Here is a 20214-nt window from a genome sequence, read left to right on the forward strand (position 1 = left end):
ATTAGGATACAGAGCTGCCCTGTATCTTAATCCTCCGGGACTGCGGCGGGGCGGCCGGGGTGGCTCAGGTACGCGTCGAGCCCGGCGGCGCCGGTCAGCATGGCGCGACCGCGGGCCGTCAGCCGGGCCTGCCAGTCGCGCAGCGTCGCCTCCAGGGGCGTGATCCCTCCGGCGGAGCGCACCTGGGCCAGCAGCGGGGCGATCTGCTCGAGCAGGTAGCCGCCGCGCCTGAGCTGGTGGGCCAGCCGGGCGTCCCGTACGTCGGCGGCCGTGTAGACGCGGTAGCCGGTTTGAGGGTCGCGGCGCGGGTTGACCAGCCCGGCGCGCTCCCACTTGCGCAGCGTCGCGGGCCTGATGCCGAGCCTCCTGGCCAGCGGGCCGATGAAGGTGACGCCACCGGGCCGCTCCTCCGGCGCTCCGGGCTTCTCCTCCGCGGTCAGGTCGCGCAGCGCCCGTTCCACGGCCTGCAGCGTCCGGCGGTCGTCGAGCAGTTGCGCGTGGCTCTCGTCGATGAGCCGCAGGGCCTCCTCGACCGCACCGCTGTTCACCTCCCGCATGATCGAGGTGGCCGTCTGGTGGCCGTGGCCGGGGATCAGCGTGAGGAAGGCGCGCAGGGCCTCCCGGTGGACGGGGGTATAGGTGCGGTAGCCGTGGGGTGTGCGCGCGGCGGGCGGCAGGATGCCCGCCTCTTCATAGTTGCGGATGGCCTGCGTGGACAGGCCGTGCTCGCGCGCCAGATCCACGGGCCGGAGTCGCTCGCGGGGCATTGGCAAAGTTTACACGGAAGGTTCAACGATACGGTTGAAGGCATGGAATCAGCGATCCTCGACTCCGGCTGGCCCTTCGAGGGCGCCGCGATCACGAAGCTGCTCAGGTCGTTCCCGGCCCCTCCGCGCCTGCTCGGCCTGGGCGAGCCCACGCACGGCGAGGAGGCGTTCCCCCGGCAGCGCAACGAGGTCTTCCGCCACCTCGTGGAATACGAGGGCTACCGGTCGATCGCGATCGAGAGCGACTGCCTGGCGGCGCTGGTCGTGGACGCGTATGTCACGGAAGGCGCGGGGACGCTCGACGACGTCATGCGACGCGGCTTCAGCCACGGGATCGGCGAATCGGCCGCCAATCGCGAGCTCGTGAGCTGGATGCGGGAGCACAACCGGCACCGGCCCGCGGCCGAGCGGATCCGGTTCTTCGGCTTCGACGGGCCGCTCGAGCTGGCCGGGCCCGGCAGCCCCCGCCCGGCTCTCGCCGGACTGCACGGCTATCTCGCCGCCCACCTCGACGTGCCGCCCCTCGACACCATCGACCGGCTGCTCGGCGCCGACTCCCGGTGGACGAACCCCGACGCCACCATGGACCCCACGCAGTCCGTCGGCCGCTCGTCCGACGCCGTCGAGCTGCGCCTCATGGCGGACGACCTCGTGGCCCTGCTCATGGCGGAGTCACCGCGCCTGATCGCGGCGACCTCGCGGGAGGCGTGGTGGCGGGCCTGCCTGTTCGGGCGTACGGCCACGGGCCTGCTCCGCTACCACTCGGGGATGGCGGACACGTCGCCGAGCCGAGTCGTACGCCTCATGGGGGTGCGGGACACGATGATGGCCGAGAACCTCCTGGCCCTCGCACCGCACCACGGTCCGGCGCTGGTCCACGCCCACAACCGGCACCTGCAGCGGGACAGGAGCGTCTGGCAGACGGCCGGCTGGCAGGGCGGCGACCTGCTGCTGGAGTGGTGGAGCGCCGGCGCGATCGTCGCGGCGCAGCTGGACGACGCGTACGCCTTCATCGCCTCGACCGCCGGCGCGGCGGCCCCGCCGGACACCCTGGAGGGCGTCCTTCACGCCGCCCTGCCTCACGACGGTTACCTCATCGGCTCCAAGCGCCTGGCCGGGGCCCTGAAGGGCGTCGAGCTGACTCCCCGCACCGACACGAGCTCCGGTTACTTCGCCCTGGACCCCGGCCAGGTGCACACGACCGACGGCATCCTCTTCCTCAAGAACATCCCACCGAGCGGCTAACCACGTCCCTTCCCAAGGGACCTCAGCCGGAGTACGGCGGGGTCTCACTGCTGCCCCGGCCGCCGCGCCGGGGCAGGGGCGGGCCCGGCGGTGCCGTCGGCGAAGCGGGACGGCCGGAACGGCGCCAGCAGCGCCGACTCCTCCCCATACACCTCCCCCGCCACCTCCCCCATGAGCAGCGGCGCCAGCGTGACCCCGCTGTGCGTGGCCACCGTGTACACGCGCCGCCCCGCGTCCACGAACCCCGCCACAGTGAGCCCGTCCCCCGGCATCGCCCGCCGGCCGACCACCGCCCGCTCCACCGTGACCCCGTCCGTGGCACGCAGCACGCCGTGCAGCCGGGACATGATCGAGTCGAGGACGTCACCGGGCACCGGGACGGCCGGGTCCGCCCGCCCGTCCAGCGGCAGCGACTGCAAAAGCAGCCGCCCACCCCCCTCCGGCCGCAGGTTGAGCCCGTCGGTGTGGAGCACGCGCGACAGGCGGGCGGGCAGCGGAGCCGTGGTGACCAGGAAGCCGTTGGTGACCGCGCCGGACACGACCGGGTCGAGCATGGGCACCTCGGCCCCGGCCAGCCCCGCCACTCCCTGTGTCCAGCGGCCGGTGCAGGTGACCACCACGTCGCCGCCGAAGGCCCGCCCGTCGGCCACCGTCACCTCGACGCCCGACGGCGAGGTCTCGATCCCGGTCACCTCCGCCCCGCACGCGATCACGGCCCCGGCGTCGCGGGCCTCGCCGAGCAGGCGCCCGACCAGCCGCAGCGGCTGCACGTGCGCCTCCATGGGGAAGAACACGTACTCGGCTCCGGGAGGCGGCGGCACCAGGTCGGGCTCCAGGGTGAGGGCGCGCCCGGCGGTGATCCGCTCGACCGGATAGCCCATGCCGGCCAGCCGCTGCACGCGGGCCTCCAGGAGCTCCTTGTGCTCGTCGGAGACCGCGAGCTCGAGGTTGCCCGTGGGGAAGAACCAGTCGCCGGGGAGCTGGTGGTGCGCCCAGACGGCGGCGTGGTTGAGGTCGAAGTACTCCTTGGGCGTCTTGTTGTTGGCGTTGACCCACGCCAGGGACGTGGACGTCGTGCCGGATCCGGGCGTACGCGCCTCAAGGACGGTGACCTGCGCGCCACGCCGGGTGAGCCCGGCCGCGACCGCGGATCCGACCACTCCCGCGCCGATGACGACGACTCGCACACTGGCTCCCTTCACTTGTGGTCCTGGCCGGCGCCGAACAGACCTGACTCAATGAGGTCGTTCCAGCAGGCCGCTGCCCAGCGGGGTCAGCAGGTTGAGCACGGCGGGCCCCCGGCGCACGCTCCTGATCAGGCCCGCCTCCCGCAGCACCTTCGCGTGCCGGCTGGCCGCCGCCAGCGACACGCCCGCCCGCCGCGCCAGCTCGGTGGTGGTGGCGCCCCCGTCGGCGGCCTGCAGGACGGCCGCGCGGGTGGCGCCGATCAGCGCCTCCACCGAGCCCGGCGTCCGTACGGCCGGCTGCCACCGGAACGCGGCGTCGATGGGGTAGATCAGCACCGGCGGCAGTTCGGGGTCGGCCAGCGAGACCGGCACGCGGCGGCAGAAGAAGGACGGCACCAGCGTCAGCCCCCGGCCGCGCAGGTGCAGGTCGCGGTCCACGCTGTAGTCGACCTCCAGCACCGGCGAACGCCAGCGCATCAGCGGCGTCATGCTGCTCAGCAGGCCCTCCACGCCGGAGTTGAGCAGGTGGCCGGCGCGCCAGGCCCGGTCGGCCTCCACCGCGGGCTGGATGAGGTCGTGGAACGGGGCGATGGCCGCGGCGTGGTACCCGGCCAGGGCGGTGGCGAGCTCGGCCACGGGCGCGGACGGGCGGTCGGCGAGCGCGCCCAGCCAGGCGGGGATGGGCGTGTGCCGGGCGAGCAGCTCCAGCTCGTGCCGGAACCGGCGGCTCGGGGTGGCGCGCAGCGCGTCGAGCCCGGCCTCCAGGCCGTCGCGGGCCGCCGCCGGCGTGAGGAAGTCGGGGAAGTACGGCGCCTCGGGCGCCAGCGCGGTCAGCCAGCGCAGGCCGGAGGCCATCCTGGACAGCCTGGCCGGGCTCTCGCGCAGGGCGCGCTCCCAGGGCCGGAAGGCCGGCGCCTTGTCCCTGTCCTGCAGCCGGAACCTGCTGAGCACGACCTCCCACAACGGGTCCGCGCCCGCGGCCACTGTCGTGCGCGCCAGGTCGTCCGCCGTGAAATGAATGCGCAGCAGCCCCACGAACCCTCTTCTCGGACACCGGCGAGCAGCTTGTTTTCACTAGGCTGCAAAGGGTCTGGCCGAGGCATCGTACCAACGACCACCATGTGACCAACGATGATCGACAATCCCCCCGAATCCCTATTATCTGGACGCTACCGGCTGATCCGGGCGCTCGGCCGAGGCGGCATGGGCACCGTCTGGCTCGCCCGCGACGAGACGCTCGACCGCGAGGTCGCGGTCAAGGAGGTGCTGCTCTCCCCCGACATCGCGGCGGAGGAGCGCGCCGAGCTGTGCGAGCGCACGGTGCGCGAGGCGTACGCGGCGGCGCGGCTGAGCCATCCGGGCATCGCCACCGTCCACGACGTGTTCTCCGAGGACGACCGCCCGTGGATCGTCATGGAGCTGCTGCGCGGGCGCACGCTGCAGGACGCGATCCGCGACGACGGCCCGTGGGCGCCGCAGCGGGTGGCCCGGCTCGGCGCCGACCTGCTGACAGCCCTGTCGGTCGCGCACCGGCAGGGCATCCAGCACCGCGACGTCAAGCCCGGCAACGTGTTCCTGTGCGACGACGGCCGGGCGGTGCTGACGGACTTCGGCATCGCCAGGATCGACGGCCAGGTCACCATCACGCAGTCGGGGCTGCTGATCGGCTCGCCGGGGTTCATCGCGCCGGAGCGGTTGCGGGGCGAGCGCGGCGGGCCGCTGTCGGACCTGTGGTCGCTGGCCGCCACGCTGTACACGGCGGTGGAGGGCACCTCGCCGTTCCACACCGCGTCACCTCTGGCGACGCTGCACCGGGTGCTCACCGAGGAACCGCCGCCGTCCGCGCAGGCGGGTCCGGTGCTGGGGCCGGTGCTGCTGCGCATGCTGTCGCGCGAGGCCGCCGACCGCCCGGACCCCGCGCTGGCGGGCCGGTGGCTGGAGGCCGCCGCTTCCGGCGTACCGGCTCCCATGGACCGTCCCCGGCGTCCGCGCCCGCACTTCGGCAGGGCCGTCCCGGTGGCCGCCGCCGTCGCCGGGCTCGCCGTCGTGGGGACCCTCGCCTGGTACGGCGTCGCCCGCGGCACCCCTGAACAGCCGCCGCCCCGCGCGGCCGCCCCGCCCGCGTCCGCCGCCGCTCCCCCGACCGCCGCCCTGCCGTCGAAGGGGCCGTCGAAGGGCCGGTTCACGGTGCCGGTCGACTTCTGCACGCTGCTCACCGGCGCGCAGGTCAAGGAGACCGCGTACGGGCGCGAGCTGAAGCGCAGCCACTCGGAGGACGGCTGCGCCTGGACGAAACAGAAGGTCGGGCTCTCCGTCGAGCCCACGAAGGCCCAGAACAAGGACTATTGGGAGGCCCTCCCCGTGGAGGCGCACGAGGAGTTCCTCAACAAGCGGACCGTCAACGGCGACGGGTCCAGCGGCGGGGTGTGGCAGTGGGGCGACGTCGGGATGCAGTGGCCGATCGGGACCACGTCCACGGCCGCCACGTCGGTCGCCGGGGTCGGTGAGGAGGCGTTCCAGTACGACGTCTCCGACCGGAGGTCGGGCACCATGGTGAGGTCCAACGTCGTGTTCCGGGTCAGCAACATGGTGGTCGAGGTCCAGTACGTCGACTTCGACGGCACGGAGGCGGCGCGGGTGCGCTCGGCCGCGCTGCGGGCCGCCAAGCTGACGGCCGCCGCGCTGAGCAGGCGGGGGTGACATGACGTCGCTGATCGGGGGCAGGTACCGGCTCATCGAGCCCGTCGGCGAGGGCGGCATGGGCGTCGTCTGGCGTGCCCGCGACGAGAGCCTCGGGCGGGAGGTGGCGGTCAAGCGGGTACGGCTGGCCCCCGGGCTGGACGCCGCTTCGCGGGCGGCCCTGTGCGACCGCGCGCTGGCCGAGGCGAGGACCGCCGCCGCGCTGCGGCATCCCTCGATCGTCGCCGTGCACGACCTGATCGTCGAGGACGGGGATCCGGCGATCGTGATGGAGCTGGTCCACGGGCCGTCCCTGGAACAGGTCATCCGCGAGAACGGGCCGCTGCCCGCGCGCCGCGCGGCCGAGATCGGGCTGCGGGTGCTGTCCGCGCTGGCGGCCACGCACGCGGCGGGGGTGCTGCATCGGGACGTCAAACCGGCCAACGTGCTGCTGGCGGGCGACGGGCGCGTGGTGCTGACGGACTTCGGCATCGCCACCCTGGTCGGCGGCCTGCCCGGCACACCGGTCGGCACCCCCGGCTACACGGCCCCCGAATGCCTGCACGCCCCCGCCCTCGTCCAACCCACGGACCTGACCGTCCACGACACCACGGACCGCACCCTCATCCAGCCCACGGATCCGGCCGACCTCCACGCCACCGCGATTCAACCCGTCGGACCGGCCGATCCTCACGCCACCGACCGGACCGTGGTTCAACCCACCGATCCGACGTCGCCCCGAGCCGCCGGGACCGGCTCGGATGCCTGGTCGGGGGCCGCGGGACCGGCCTCGGATCTCTGGTCGCTGGCCGCCGCCCTCTACACCGCCGTCGAAGGGCGCGGCCCGTTCGCCAGGGACAGCGCCGTCGCCACGCTGAGCGCCGTCCTCACCGAGCCGCCCGCCCCCTCGGGGAGCGTGCTGTGGCCGGTGCTGGCCGCCGCGCTGGACAAGGACCCACACAAGCGTCCCGGTGCCGAACGGCTCCGGGGCTGGCTGGAGGCGGTCGCGCAGGGGCCGGCCGCTACAGCCGTACTTCCCGAACCGCCGCAGGCCACCCCACCTGGCGTGCGGCTGCCGGTCGCGGTAAGCGCCCTCGTCGTCGCGGCCCTGGTGGGCGCGGGCGCCGTCGTCGTACCCCAGCTCGGGAGACCCTCCGCGGCGGCTCCCGAGTCCCTCGCCGCCGCGCCGTCGGCGACGTCCGCGGCCGGGCGGTTCGCCGCCCTGCCGCGCGCGTGCGGCCTCCTCACCCCGGAGCAGGCCGCGAAGGCCGTCCCGAAGGCGTTGATCATGCCGAGGGAGAACGCCGAATGCACCTGGCATCGGAGCCTCATCAAGGAATCCCGGTCGTTGCGGCTCGAACTGGAGATGCAGGAGCCGACCGACACCCACGCGGAGATCGCGCTGGCCGCCGACGACTTCGACTCGCGGCGGGAGGAGGCCGAACGGAGCAGGAAGTACTCCACCCTGGGCAAGACCTCCGAGATCACCGACCTCGAAGGAATCGGCGACGAGGCGATGACGTGGACCGTCACCGACGATCGCCGGCCGCAGACCGAGGTCGCGATCGTCTTCCGGGTGAGCAACCTGGTGGCCAAGCTGACGTTGCGGCATGAGGTCGCCAAGGATCCGGCTCTGCCCGAGCAGGCGGGTGCCGCGGCCCGCTCGATCGTCGAGGCGCTGACGCGATGAGGGGCACCGTACTGGCGGGACGCTACACCCTGGTCGAACCGCTCGGCCCGGGCGGCAGCGCCTGGCTGGCCAGGGACGAGGTGCTGCACCGCGACGTGGCGGTCAAGCGAATCCCCCTCACCACCGCCCACGAGCAGCCGGGGGCGGGTGAGCGGGAGCGGGTGCTGGCGGAGGCCAGGTTCGCGGCGTCGCTGAGCCATCCCGGGCTCGTCACCGTGCACGACGTCCTCGCCACCGGCCCTCAGCCCTGGGTCGTCATGGACCTCATCCGGGGCGGCTCGCTCGACCGGGTCACCGCCGCCGAAGGGCCGCTGGAGCCGGGCCGGGTGGCCGCGATGGGGCTGCGGCTGCTCGACGCGCTGGCCGTCGTCCACGCGCACGGGCACGTACACGGCGCGGTCACCCCGGGCAACGTCCTCATCGCCGCCACCGGCGAGACCGTACTCGCCGGCCTCGGCACCACGACCCCCGCTCCCGCACCTGATGTGCGCATGCTCGTCACCACCCTCATGTTCGCCCTGGACGGGGGCTCCACGCCCCGCCCGGACAACGCGGCCGCCTCCCCAGCGCTCCTTCCCCAGCCGCGGGAGGCGGCCGCGTTACGGGACGCGCTCGCCCGGGCGCGCGACGGGGCTGAGGTCCGTGCCATCCTGACCCAGGCGGCGGCCCGCGCGGCGCTCATGGCGGCCGAGGTGCCCACCGTGCCCACCGAGATCAGGTCCGCGAGCAGAGGCCGTACACTCTGGCTGTCCGTCGCCGCCGCGACCGCGCTCGTCGCCACCGTGGCGGCGCTCGCCGTCGCCACGCCAGGCACCGCCACGCGCGACTCGACCCCCGCCACCACCGCCCCCGCCACCCCGACCCCGAGCCGGTCCCGGACCGCGGCTGCGGCCCGCTCCCCCGACCCGTGCGCGGTGGTCGTCCCCACGGACCGGGTAGTGCCGAGCAGGTCGTCCACGTGCTCCGTCACCGTGGACGGCGCCAGCGTGACGATCAAGACCCAGCCGAACGTGGACGCCGCCCGCAAGGTGTTCGACGCCCTCCGCAAACGCCAGCAGTCGAAAACGGGCACCTCGAAGGTGGAGCGCGCGGTCACCACGCCCGTCAAGAACGTGCCCGGCCTCGGCGACGAGTGCTTCTCCCAGGACACCACCGTGGGCATCCTGTCCAGCGTGAGCAGCAACGTCTGGCTGCGTGTCCGCACGATGGTGATCGAGGTGTCCGTGATGGGGAACGGCGCCGAGGTCACCTCCGAGATGCGGGACACCGCCATGCGCGCGGCACGCACCACCGCGGCCAGACTCCAGGGGAACTCATGACCGGCGAACGCTTCCACCCGATCGGCCCCCTCGTCCCGGGCGCGCCCGGTCGCGCTCTGCGGGTGTTCGACCGCCGCACCGGCATGGAGGTGGCGGTCAAGCGCCTGCCGCTCCCGGAGGGCCGATTCGACTTCGACGAGGTACGCCGGCAGGCGATGGCCGCAGGGGGCCTACGGCACCCGTCGATCCACCCGGTGTACGAGGTCGTCGGCGTCGGCGCCGAGGTGTGGATCCTCTCCCCGATCGTCAACGGCTGGTCCCTGCGCGCCGAACTCCACCAGCGCGCCGCCCTCGGCCCGGCCGCGGCCGCCGCGATCGGCCTGCGCGTGCTGGACGCGCTGACGTACGCGCACCGGCACGGCGTCACCCACGGCAACCTGCACCCGGGCAACGTCCTGCTGGCCCCGGGCGGCCACGTGGTGCTGAACGACTTCGCCATCCCGGCCCTCGCCCAGGAAACGACCGCCAGGCTCCCCGGCTTCACCGCACCGGAGCTCACCCCCGACGACAGCCCGCCACCCGGAACCACGCCGGAACCCGTTGAGACGGAATCGCCCGAGGCCGGGCAGAGACCCGCTGACGCCGACGCATCCGAAGCCGGACCGGAGCCCGCTGACGCCGAAGCCGCCGATCCCGTACCGGAACGCGCCCGCGACGAGACCGCACCGGAACGCACTGACGGTCAAGCCGCCGGACCCGGGCGCGTCAGTGACGGGGTCGTGCCAGGACCTGCCGCCGATCTGTGGGCGCTCGGTGCGATCCTCTACACGGCGACGCTGGGCAGGGCGCCGTTCGTCCGGGCCACGCCGGCCGCCACCGCGGAGGCCGTTCGGCAGGGGATCGCGATCGAGGCGAAGGACCCGTTCACCGCCCTCCTGCGCGACCTGCTCGACCCCGACCCGGCCCGCCGCCCCGACGCGGCCACCGTCCACGCGGTGCTGCAGGGCGCAGCCGCGCGGCCCGCCTTCGAGGTCGCGACCGTCACGGTCGGCGGCGTCGAGATCGTCGGCCACCCCATCCCCGCCGACGCCCCCGCCCCTCCCCCGGCCCCGCCCAAGCGCTCGCCGCGCCTCAAGCCGGCCACCCTCGTCCCCGCTGTGGCCGCCGCCGCGGTCCTGGGCGCGGGCCTCGCGCTGCTGGTCCCCGTCGGCACCACCGCGACGCCCCCCGCCGCCGCCTCCGGCACGCTCTCGGCCGCCGCGCCCGTGCCGGACGACATCCCTCCGTTCACCAAACCGCCCAAACCGTGCACGCTGGTCTCCGACGACCTCGTACGGGAGCTCGCCCCTTCGGCGGGCAAACCGTTCACGTACGTCAACGGCAACTTCACTTCGTGCTCGTGGAAGAGCGACTACGCGATCCCGGAGGCCAAGCGCGGCGAGCTGTCCATAACGCTGGACACGCTGGGCAGTGAGGCGATGTCGGACGGCACGTTCGACCTCTCGAAGAGGGTCGCCTCCCGGCTGCACACGAACTACCACGAGGTCGACGGCCTGGCCCACGACGCGTTCACCTACACCGACACCACGACGAACGGCTTCAGACGGTACAAGGTGACGTACGAGTTCCGGCTGAGCAACCTCCACGGGACGGTCGAGTACGGCCGCTCGGTGGGCGTCGACCCGGACGGCTCCATCGCCGGGAACGCCGAGAAGGTCACCCGCCTGGTCATCGACCGCCTGCTGAAACGCCCCAGCTGACAAGCGGTCCCGGGCAATATCGGTTGCCCTGGGGAAACCGGGCCCCGGATCATGGGGCTGTGGTGCGGCTGGCGTACGGGGTGGTGACGGGACGCGACCAGCGGGTCTGGGACGCGCGGGGGCGTCTGCTGCCCGACGGCCGCTCGCATCCCTCCGGAGAGGATCCGACCACGAGAGCGCAGCCCGGCGCACCAGTCGTGCTCGGCCCCGCCGCCACCGAGGAGTCCACCCCTCGGAACGGCGCTGGCGAGGAGCCAGCGCTCCAGATGGCCGTCGCCGAGTTGGCCCGGCTGGTCGCGAGCGGTGGCGTGGTGGCTGCGGGAGCGGGGGTGGAGCTGTGCCCGGGGTTCGTGTCGGCACGGCTGGCGGGGGCGCGGGGCGACCGGCGGGACGCGGTGCTGGCCGCGGTCCAGGCGCTGGGGCTGGACGGGCTGCACCGGCTGGGCGAGCGGGCCGGGGTGCTGGTGGCGCTGTTCGGCACGGAGGCCACCAAGCCGGTCGCCGCCGCGGCAAGCCGGGCCATCGCCGACGGCCGGTGGGCGGCCCTGCGACTCGCGTCCGCCGCCAGCGGCGTGCTGGGCGCCGAACAGATCGAACGCCTGCTCCACCTGGGCACCCCACCACTCCAGCCTGCCCACACACCGGTACCCGGCCCGGCACCGCAACCCGAGCCGACGACTGACGCGTGGTCGCCGGTCGCGGCGGAGCCCCGGTCGGCGGAGCCGGGTGCCGCGCAGGTCGAGCCAGCGGCGGAGGCGGCAGCGGAGGCGGCGGCGTCCACTATGGCTGAGCATCTCGGCCGGGTGCTCGGCGCGTACCCGCAGCGCCGACGGCTCGACCTCCTCCTCGACCTGTGGGACCAGGTGGCGGCGCGGCAGGAGGCGGGCAGGCGGAAGGAGCGGCGGCTGGCCACCCAGGGCAAGCAGAGCAGGCTGGAGGAGCTGACCGCCCGCTACACGCACCACGAGGACGAGTTCCTGCTCGAACACGTCCGCCGGGACGTGGGCCACGAGCCGACCCTGGTGGAGGCGGCCCGCTGGTCCCCGCAGGCGTGGCACTGGACGCAGCTCATGAGCCGGGCCGTGCACAACGCCATGGCCGCCACCGTACTCCTCCGTACGGCGGTGGCCATGGCCGACCACGGCGTCGCAGAGGGCATCGCCCGCTCAGCCGACGGGCTCGTGGCGGCCGCCGCGCTCATGGGATCCCACGAGGCGGGGGCCGCGGCGCGCCGGGTTCCGGGGATGGCGGGGCTGCCCGCCCGTCCCGGGTGCTACGTCAGGGATCTGGCCGCGCGGCTGAGCAACCCCACGGAGGAGTACGTCAGGCAGCGCCTGGCCAGAGCGCGCGAGTACGCACTGGTCGTCATGGACGCCGTCGCCGACCTGATCCTGGAGGCCGGCGAGCAGCTTCACGGCTGGTCGACCGGAGGCATGCGGGAGTGGCGCGCCGCCGTCGGGTACACCGCGCAGCGTCCTCCCACGGCGTGGGCCCAGCCGCCGGTCGGCGGCGAGCGGCGGCGGCCCCTTGAGGAGAGGCTGGCCGAACGTCCCGGCGTGCCGCCCGAGGAGGAGGAGACGGTGGGCGACCTGCTCTGGTTCGCCGAGCTCACCGACGCCCTCGCCCAGCTGAGCGGCCACGAGCGGGCTCAGATCGACTACAGCGACCTCCGCCCGTACGCGGACTGGGACCCCGACCCCGACGAGCCCCTGCTGGACTCGATCCCCGCGGCCCTGGCCGGCGCCGCGCAGCTCGTCTCGCTCGGCGGGCAGCCGCCCCGGCAGTGCCCCGGCTGGGCGGAGCTGATCGCCGGGCTGACCCGCAGCGTGGAGGTCGCACAGGCGTTCACGACGGCGTTCCGCGTGCCGGAGTCGCTGGCGGCGGCGGACGGCACACTCGTCCCCGGTACGGACGCGCGCCTGGAGTGGGCCCGCCACCCGCGCACGCTCGCCCAGTGGTCGGCGTACATGGGCAACTGCATCGCCGGGACGTACTACGTCGAGGAGGCCGCGAAGGGCACGTGCGCGCTCGCCGCGCTGCGGGTCCGAACGGCAGGATCGTCGCGAACCTGGAGGTCCGGCGCCGGCGGCAGGGCTGGCAGATCGTCGAGTTCCGGGCCAGGTTCAACGCCGACCCGGATCCCGCGCTGAACGACGGCGTGGCACGCTGGCTGGCGACCCTGGCGCCGCCCCCGCTCCTGGAGCCGCCCGGGCGCGAGCGCATCCCGTCCGCGCCGCCTCGCCGTCGCCGCCTCGACCGGCTGTTCCACGAGGTGAGCGGGCCGCTGGCGGAGCTCGCCGACCGCGCTCTGGCGGATCCCGCGGCCGTGGACGCCCTGTCCGTCCTGGACACCGTGAAAACAGGGGCCCGGCCGAAGGACGCGTTGACGGCACCCGGCCCGCCGCCTGCAGACGCGTTGGAGACTCACGGCCCGCCGCCTGCAGACGCGTTGGAGACTCACGGGCTGCCGCCGACGGACGCGACGGCTCACGGGCTGCCCACGGACGTGCTGACCGCGCTGCGCAGGCTCCCGGCCGACCGGATCGAGCGCGCTTGCCTCGACGCGCTCCCCCTGGCGGGCCTGCCCGCGCTGTGGCACGCCACCGGTACGCGCCCGCTGGCCCAGGCCATCGCCGGCCTCGACCCCGAGCTCGCCGCCCGCTACGACCACCTCGGGCTGCTCACGGCCGACGCGCCGCTGCCGGGTTCGCTCCGCAAGCTCGCCCGGCACGGGGCGATCGCCCCCGCCCGCTCGATGGAGCTGGTGGCGCGCCGGATCCGGGCCGCGCTCGGCCGGCTGGCCCGCGCCGGCGACCCCGTGCTCGCGCGGCAGGTCGCCCGCCGCCCGGGCACGGACGTGCTCTGCCCGCTCGTCCTGGCCGTCACCGCCTGGCCCGGCGCGGGGCCAGAGAAAGGGCCGGAGACGGTGCCGGTCACCGAGCCGGGGAAGGCGAGCGTGCCCGGCTTTCCGCGTACGGACCTGGAGGATCCGGGCGGGCCCTGGCGGCTCGCGTTCCCCGGGGCCGTGGAGCTGGGCGCGGACGCCGAGGGGTTCTGGGAGCGGGTGATCGCCGGAGGGCTGCGCGTACCGGCCGCCTGGCTGGGCAACGGCGGCTGGCCCGCACTCTGGCAGCGCGCCGCCCGCGTACGGCGACCTTAGGCTGGCCCCATGGACATCGACTCGGCGCACGAGCTCTGGGACGCCGACCCCGGCTGGCTCAACACCGCCTCCTACGGCCTGCCCCCTCGCCACGCCTTCGAAGAGCTGCAAGCCGTCCTGACCGAATGGCGGCACGGCAGCGGCGACTGGAAACCGTGGGACGCCTACGTGGGCCGTTCCCGCGCGGCCTTCGCCCGTCTCATCGGCGCGCCCGTCGCCGACGTCACCGTCAGCTCCACCGTCTCCCAGATCATGTCCACGGTCGCCACCGCGCTGCCGCCGGGAGCGCGCGTCGTGGTGCCGGAGGTCGAGTTCACCAGCAACCTGTTCCCGTGGGCGGTGGCCGCGGAGGTCGAGACCGTGCCCGCCGACCGGCTGGCCGACGCCGTCACCGGTTCCACCGCCGCGGTCGCCTTCAGCCTCGTCCAGTCCGCCACCGGGTACGTCGCCCCGCTCCAGGACATCGTGGCCGCCGCCCGGGCCCACGACGCGCTGGTCATCGCCGACGCCTCGCAGGCCTGCGGCTGGCTGCCGGTCGGTGTCGAGGGCATCGACGCGCTGGCCTGCGCCGCGTACAAGTGGCTGATGGCGCCGCGCGGGGCCGCGTTCGGCTACCTGTCGCCCCGCCTGCGCGAGCGCATGCGCCCGCTGGCCGCCAACTGGTACGGCGGCGCCGACGAGGGCGGCTCCTACTACGGCCCGCCGCTGCGGCTCGCGCCGGACGCCCGCGCGTTCGACCTGTCGCCGGCCTGGTTCTCCTACGTCGGCGCCGCCCCGGCCATCGAGCTGCTCGACGAACTCGGCGTCGAGCGGATCCGCGACCACAACGTCGCCCTCGCCAACCGCTTCAGGGCCGGCCTCGGCCTCGAACCGTCCGACTCGGCCATCGTCTCCGTGGACGCCCCGGGCGAGCGACTGGAGGCGGCCGGCATCCGCGCGGCCGTCCGGGCGGGCAAGGTGCGGGCCAGCTTCCACGTGTACACCACCGCCGACGACGTCGACCGCGCGCTGGACGCCCTCACCTGACCCGGCCATGACAACGGGCCCTTGCGGCCGTGAGACGGGGCCGCTTTAATACGCCGGGCCGCGGACGCGGCGACCCCGTTTGCCGACGAGGAGACATTGTGGCCATTTCCGCAGGTCTGACATTCGTCCCTGACATCCGCGGCCCCGGCCTGCGTCCGTTAACGCTAACACCCCGATGAAACTTTCTTTTTCGCCCATCGGGAAAGCGCTTACCAAGAAAGGGAAACGAGCGAATGCGCTTACGACTGGCCGGCGCGGCGGCAGTCCTCGCCCTGACCACGGTGATCAACGGCGTCCCCGCCCAGGCCGCCCCGCCCACGAAGCAGATGGAGGACCTCGACCGCGGCCTGGTCAGCGTCCGGTCCGGATCGGGCAACCTCGTGTCCTGGCGGCTGCTCGGCACCGACCCCGACGGCGTCGCCTTCAACGTGTACCGGGGCTCCACCAGGGTCGCCACGAACCTCACCGCCTCCACCAACTACCTCGACAACGGCGCCGCCGCCGACGCCTCGTACACGGTCAGGGCGGTGGTCGGCGGGACCGAGCAGGCCGCGTCGCCCGCCTCGCTGCGCTTCACCGGCGGCTCGTACCTCGACGTGCCGATCCAGCCGCCGTCGGGCGGCACGACACCGGACGGGGTCGCCTACACCTACAACGCCAACGACGCGAGCGTCGGCGACATGGACGGCGACGGCCGGTACGAGATCGTGCTCAAGTGGGACCCGTCCAACGCCAAGGACAACTCCCAGTCCGGCTACACCGGCAACGTGTACGTGGACGCGTACCGGCTGGACGGCACCCGCCTGTGGCGCATCGACCTGGGCCGCAACATCCGCGCGGGCGCCCACTACACCCAGTTCCAGGTGTACGACTACGACGGCGACGGCCGGGCCGAGGTCGCGATGAAGACCGCCGACGGCACCAGGGACGGCGTGGGCACGGTCATCGGCAACGCCTCGGCCGACTACCGCAACTCCAGCGGCTACGTCCTGTCCGGCCCCGAGTACCTGACCATGTTCGACGGCCAGAGCGGCGCCGCCAGGTCCACGGTCTCCTACGACCCACCCCGGGGCACCGTGTCGAGCTGGGGCGACTCGTACGGCAACCGGGTGGACCGCTTCCTGGCCGGCACCGCGTACCTGGACGGCGAACGCCCGTCGCTGATCATGGCCCGCGGCTACTACACGCGTTCCGTCATCGCCGCCTGGGACTTCCGCAACGGCACGCTCACCAAGCGCTGGACTTTCGACAGCAACTCGGCGGGCTCCCAGTGGACCGGCCAGGGCAGCCACAGCCTGTCCGTCGGCGACGTCGACCAGGACGGCAGGGACGAGATCGTGTACGGCGCCATGGCCGTCAACGACAACGGCACCGGCATGTGGACCACGGGCACCGGCCACGGCGACGCCCAGCACCTGGGCGACTTCGACCCGGCCAGGGCGGGCCTGGAGTACTTCAAGGTCAGCGAGTCGGGCTCCCAGCCGTCCTCGCTCTACATCGACCCGCGCACCGGCCAGATCCTCTGGTCCACCCCCGCCGGCGGCGACAACGGCCGCGGCGTGGCCGGCGACATCTCGACGGTCAGGATCGCCGGCGAGTTCTGGTCCGCCGCCGACGCCAACCTGCGCAGCGTCACCGGCAACAACGCCGGCCGCAAGCCGTCCTCGGTCAACTTCCTCATCTGGTGGGACGCCGACCCGCTCCGGGAGCTGCTCGACCAGACCAGGATCGACAAGTACGGCACCAGCGGCGACACCCGCCTGCTGACCGCCTCCGGCGTGCACTCCAACAACAGCACCAAGGCCACCCCGTCGCTGTCGGCCGACCTGTTCGGCGACTGGCGCGAAGAGGTCATCTGGCCCACCAGCGACAACCGCGCCCTGCGCGTCTACGCCACGACCACGCCCACCGACCGCCGCATCTACACCCTGATGCACGACCCGCTCTACCGGGTGTCGGTCGCGTGGCAGAACACCGCCTACAACCAGCCGCCGCACACGAGCTTCTTCATCGGCGACGCCATGCCCACCCCACCCAGGCCGAACATCTACGTCCGCTGACGGCGTCAGGTCGCCAGCACGGCGTGGGCCGCGGCGAGCCGCTCCGCCTCGCCGCGGTCCGGGCCGGCGCCCGAGACCTCGTCGGCCCATTCCAGCAGGCGGCGCAGGTGCGAGCCGGTCGCGGCGGTGACGATGGGCGGGCTGCCGATGACGACCTCGCCGCCGGTCCCGTCGATGGTGACGAGCGTGCCCTCCGGGAAGGTACGTCCACCGGCTCGTACGCAGGCCGCCTCCACCGTGAGGTCCGCCGCCCCGACGACGGCGGGCCTGCCCATCGACCGCGCCACCACGGCGGCGTGGCTGGTGGAACCGCCGCGGGCCGTGACGACGCCCGCGGCGGCGGCCAGGCCGTGCAGGTCGAGCGGGGAGGTCTCCGGGCGCACCAGGATGACGGGGCCGCCGGCGGCCATCCGGGCCGCCCGGTCGGCGGTGGTGACCACCCTTCCGGACGCGACGCCCGGGCAGGCGCCCAGCCCGCGGGTCAGGACGTCGATCGGGCCGGCGGCGTCTATGCGGGGCGTGCGGGCACGCTGGAGGTGCTGCGGGGAGATCCGCAGCAGGGCCTCGCGGCGGGTGATGACGCCCTCGTCGGCCAGGTCGACCGCGACGCGGACGGCGGCGCGTCCGGCGAGGCCGCCGGGCCGCACCTGCAGGATCCACAGCTCGCACGCCTCGAAGGTGAACTCCACGTGGCAGGCGTCGCGGTAGTGCTCCTCGACGCGGCGCAGGGCGTCGGAGAGGGCTGCCCATACGGCCGGCTCGCGTTCGGCCAGCTCGGGCAGGGGCCGGGTCAGCGAGCCGCCGGAGACGACGTCCTCGCCCTGGCGGCCGAACAGGACGTCGCCGTAGAGGACCCCCGGCTTGCCGGTGTTGGGGTCGCGGCTGAACGCGACGCCGGTGCCGCTGCGCTCGTCGCGGTTCCCGAACACCATGGCCTGGACGGTGACGGCGGTCCCGAGGTCGTGGGGGATGCCGTGCAGTTCGCGGTACGTCCTGGCGCGCGGCGTCTCCCACGACGAGAAGACGGCCCGTACGGCCAGCTCCAGCTGCCGCATCGGGTCGTCGGGGACCGGTTCGCCGGATCGTTCGCGGATGAGCGCCTCGATGGCCTCGGCGCGGCCGGCGGCCTCGCGCAGGGTTTCCGGGGGCAGGCCGCAGACCGCGGAGGCGAAGCCGGACAGGAACCGCAGGCGCGAGTCGAGCGCGAAGCGCGGATCGCCCGTCTCGTCCGCCAGCCCCGCCGCGGCGTCGGCGGTGAGGCCGAGGTTGAGGATCGTGTTCATCATGCCGGGCATGGACACGCTGCCGCCCGAGCGGACCGCCACCGCCAGCGGCCGTTCCGGCCCGCCGAGGCGCCGTCCCGTGGCGGCCTCGAGGTCGCGGACGGCGGCCGCCAGTTCGGCGGCGAGGCCGCCGGGAAGGCGCCCGTCGCGCAGGAAGGCGCGGCACGCCTCGGTCCCGATCACGAAGCCCGGGGGTACGGGCAGCCCGAGGCGGCGCAGGACGACGAGGCCGTGTCCCTTGCCGCCGAGCACGCCCGGGGGTTGCTCGGTCTCCGCCGAGAGCGGGTGAATCCAGGTCATCGACGTCGCCGTTCAGTATCGCGGGCGGCCAAGGGTGACGAGCAGGTCCTCGTGGAGCTGGAACCACACCGCGTGGTACGACGAGGTGCCGTCGGCCAGGTAGTCCAGCTCACCGGCCCGGGCCCGCGCGAGCGCGTCGGCGAGCCGGGTCCGATACCGCCCGAACCGGGGCAGCGCCGCGGCCAGGTCCGCGCAGACGACCTGGGCACGCCGGTCGAGGTCGGCGAAGCGGTCCAGGACCCGGGAGTCGTAGGCGGGGTCGCTGTGGTCGTTCAGCGTCGCCACGCCGCCGTCGGGCCGCAGCTGCCAGGCCGTGCAGAGGTCGAGCAGCTCCGGGTTGAGCACGAGGAAGTCCTCGAACGCGGCGGCCACCGCGCTCCGGGCGCCGGCCGCGTCCAGCTCGGCGGAGATCCGCTCGGCGTCCTCGGCGCGGCCGGTGTCGGTGAGGCCCCACCCGCCGAAGTCACCCGGAGCGTGTGAGACGAGGCCCGCCACGGCGAGGTCGATCAGCTCGGACTCGACGTCGCTCTCAGGCAGCCCGGTCGCCTCGGACACGCGGGTGAGGCTCGTGAACCCGAGACAGCGAAGGGCGTGCAGCACCAGCAGGTCGGTGCCGGTGGAAGGGGGGACGTTCGGCATGGCGACAGGCACTCCTAGTCGGTATGGGGAAGGGCGGGTCTCGTGGTGGCCGCGGCGTGGGCGGCGCCCCGGCCGTGGGCGCGGGCGACGATCTCGCCCGCCTGGACGCGTACCGCGGCCTCGGTGGCGTCGTCCGGGTCCGGGATGCCGGCGGCCGAGGCGACGGCGGCGTGCTGGTCGAGGACGAGGTGCAGGCCCGGCCGGGGATCCGGGCCGAACACCCGTCGCAGGCTCCCGGCGAGGTCGCCGATCCTGAGCCGTACGAGACGCCCCAGTTCGGCGGGATCGCCGGTCACCACGGCGATGGTGATCCGATCCTCCGGGCGGGCGGCGCGGACGGCCTCCTCGACCGCCTCCAGCCGGCTGGTCCCGAGAACGGCGATCACACCGTCGGCGTCGAACCCGGTCGGGCGGCCGGTGAGCTCGTCCGGCAGCTCCGCGGGTGGCTCCCAGCTGGCCCGGACGGCTCGCGCGGGGGCGACGAAGGGCAGGTGGGGCGGGTCCCACGTGTCGGCGAGGTCGAGCTCGGCCAGGTGCCGGCAGGCGCGTGCCACGTCGAAGGGGTCGCCGAAGCCGGGCGCCGTCTCCGCCAGGTGGGCGGCTCCGCTCAGCAGCGTGAGGACCAGCTCGGCCAGGCGCACCCGCCGCGCGTGGCCCGGTGCGCGCGGTTCCAGCGCGAGTGCGAGCAGCAGCGCCTCCAGGCTGGCGAGCTGCCCCAGCGCGGTGCGGCCGGGTTCGTCGTCGAACACGCCGGCCAGCGAGCGCGACTGCAACTTGCCCCCGGCGGGCGTGTCACCGGTCAGGGGCAGCCGTTCGAGCCACACGCGGGCGAACGTGCCCAGCGCCTCGGCCACGCCGGACGGCGGCGGGCCCTCCCCGGCCGCCGCGGGCCCGATCGAGTCGACCAGGACCGCCAGGTAGAGGGCGCGCTTGCTCGGGAAGTTCGAGTAGACCGCGCCGCGGGTCAGCTCGGCCCGCTCCGCGATCCGGTCGACCTTGGCGTCGGCGTATCCGCGCTCGGCGAACTCCTTCCTGGCCGCCGCCAGCACGGCCGCTCGGGTGCGTTCCTGCTGCTGTGCCCGGGTCAGCCTGACCATCGAGCCACACTCCCAACATCCAGATGTTCAAATCATCTGAATGATAGCGCTCTTGACAGCGG

The 20214-nt window shown here is 74.1% G+C and carries 14 protein-coding genes; 8 read left to right on the top strand and 6 right to left on the bottom strand.

Annotated elements, in window-relative coordinates; translation table 11 throughout:
- Positions 1-26: 26 nt before the first annotated feature.
- Entirely contained in the window at positions 27-767 is a 741-nt protein-coding gene (locus ACIBI9_RS48605) for a TioE family transcriptional regulator (protein ID WP_397233497.1), read from the bottom strand.
- Between the two features lie 42 nt (positions 768-809).
- On the opposite strand from ACIBI9_RS48605, the gene ACIBI9_RS48610 reads away from it, so the two are divergent.
- Positions 810-2012: an erythromycin esterase family protein gene (locus ACIBI9_RS48610; protein ID WP_397233499.1), complete on the top strand. Its 1203-nt coding sequence runs from the start codon at positions 810-812 to the stop codon at positions 2010-2012.
- A gap of 44 nt (positions 2013-2056) precedes the next feature.
- Here the strand turns inward: ACIBI9_RS48610 and ACIBI9_RS48615 are convergent, their stop codons facing one another.
- Entirely contained in the window at positions 2057-3199 is a 1143-nt protein-coding gene (locus tag ACIBI9_RS48615; protein ID WP_397233501.1) for an NAD(P)/FAD-dependent oxidoreductase, read from the bottom strand.
- Positions 3200-3247: 48 nt separating this feature from the next.
- Positions 3248-4234 carry an ArsR/SmtB family transcription factor gene (locus ACIBI9_RS48620; protein WP_397233503.1) on the bottom strand — a complete coding sequence of 329 codons (987 nt, stop codon included), beginning with the start codon at positions 4232-4234 and terminating at the stop codon, positions 3248-3250.
- 96 nt (positions 4235-4330) lie between these two features.
- Here ACIBI9_RS48620 and ACIBI9_RS48625 point away from each other — a divergent pair, with 96 nt between their 5' ends.
- The 7 genes from ACIBI9_RS48625 to ACIBI9_RS48655 all read left to right on the top strand — a co-directional run bounded on the left by ACIBI9_RS48625 (position 4331) and on the right by ACIBI9_RS48655 (position 16833).
- A complete protein-coding gene (locus tag ACIBI9_RS48625; protein WP_397233505.1) occupies positions 4331-5899 on the top strand; it encodes a serine/threonine-protein kinase in 1569 nt (522 codons plus the stop codon).
- Position 5900: 1 nt separating this feature from the next.
- Positions 5901-7568 (top strand): protein kinase, encoded by a 1668-nt coding sequence (locus ACIBI9_RS48630; RefSeq protein WP_397233507.1) that lies wholly within the window; start codon positions 5901-5903, stop codon positions 7566-7568.
- Complete coding sequence (locus tag ACIBI9_RS48635) at positions 7565-8887, top strand: serine/threonine-protein kinase (RefSeq protein ID WP_397233509.1); 1323 nt, start codon at positions 7565-7567, stop codon at positions 8885-8887. Before ACIBI9_RS48630 ends, ACIBI9_RS48635 begins: the two co-directional genes overlap by 4 nt.
- Positions 8884-10587 carry a protein kinase gene (locus ACIBI9_RS48640; protein ID WP_397233511.1) on the top strand — a complete coding sequence of 568 codons (1704 nt, stop codon included), beginning with the start codon at positions 8884-8886 and terminating at the stop codon, positions 10585-10587. The genes ACIBI9_RS48635 and ACIBI9_RS48640 overlap by 4 nt, the downstream gene beginning before the upstream one ends.
- Positions 10588-10646: 59 nt before the next feature.
- Positions 10647-12737 (top strand): hypothetical protein, encoded by a 2091-nt coding sequence (locus ACIBI9_RS48645; protein ID WP_397233513.1) that lies wholly within the window; start codon positions 10647-10649, stop codon positions 12735-12737.
- Between the two features lie 1019 nt (positions 12738-13756).
- Positions 13757-14773 carry an aminotransferase class V-fold PLP-dependent enzyme gene (locus tag ACIBI9_RS48650; RefSeq protein ID WP_397233515.1) on the top strand — a complete coding sequence of 339 codons (1017 nt, stop codon included), beginning with the start codon at positions 13757-13759 and terminating at the stop codon, positions 14771-14773.
- 233 nt (positions 14774-15006) lie between these two features.
- On the top strand, positions 15007-16833 hold the full coding sequence (locus tag ACIBI9_RS48655) for a rhamnogalacturonan lyase (protein WP_397233517.1): 1827 nt from the start codon (positions 15007-15009) through the stop codon (positions 16831-16833).
- A 5-nt stretch (positions 16834-16838) separates the two neighbouring features.
- Here ACIBI9_RS48655 and ACIBI9_RS48660 read toward each other — a convergent pair whose 3' ends face one another.
- From ACIBI9_RS48660 to ACIBI9_RS48670, 3 genes are read right to left on the bottom strand one after another with little or no spacing between them, the layout of a single operon-like run.
- Positions 16839-18416: a pyruvate, phosphate dikinase gene (locus ACIBI9_RS48660; protein WP_397233519.1), complete on the bottom strand. Its 1578-nt coding sequence runs from the start codon at positions 18414-18416 to the stop codon at positions 16839-16841.
- A gap of 12 nt (positions 18417-18428) precedes the next feature.
- Entirely contained in the window at positions 18429-19055 is a 627-nt protein-coding gene (locus ACIBI9_RS48665) for a transcriptional regulator (RefSeq protein WP_397233521.1), read from the bottom strand.
- A 14-nt stretch (positions 19056-19069) separates the two neighbouring features.
- Entirely contained in the window at positions 19070-20152 is a 1083-nt protein-coding gene (locus tag ACIBI9_RS48670) for a TetR/AcrR family transcriptional regulator (RefSeq protein ID WP_397233523.1), read from the bottom strand.
- Positions 20153-20214 lie beyond the last annotated feature (62 nt).

Source organism: Nonomuraea sp. NPDC050451 (assembly GCF_044458585.1).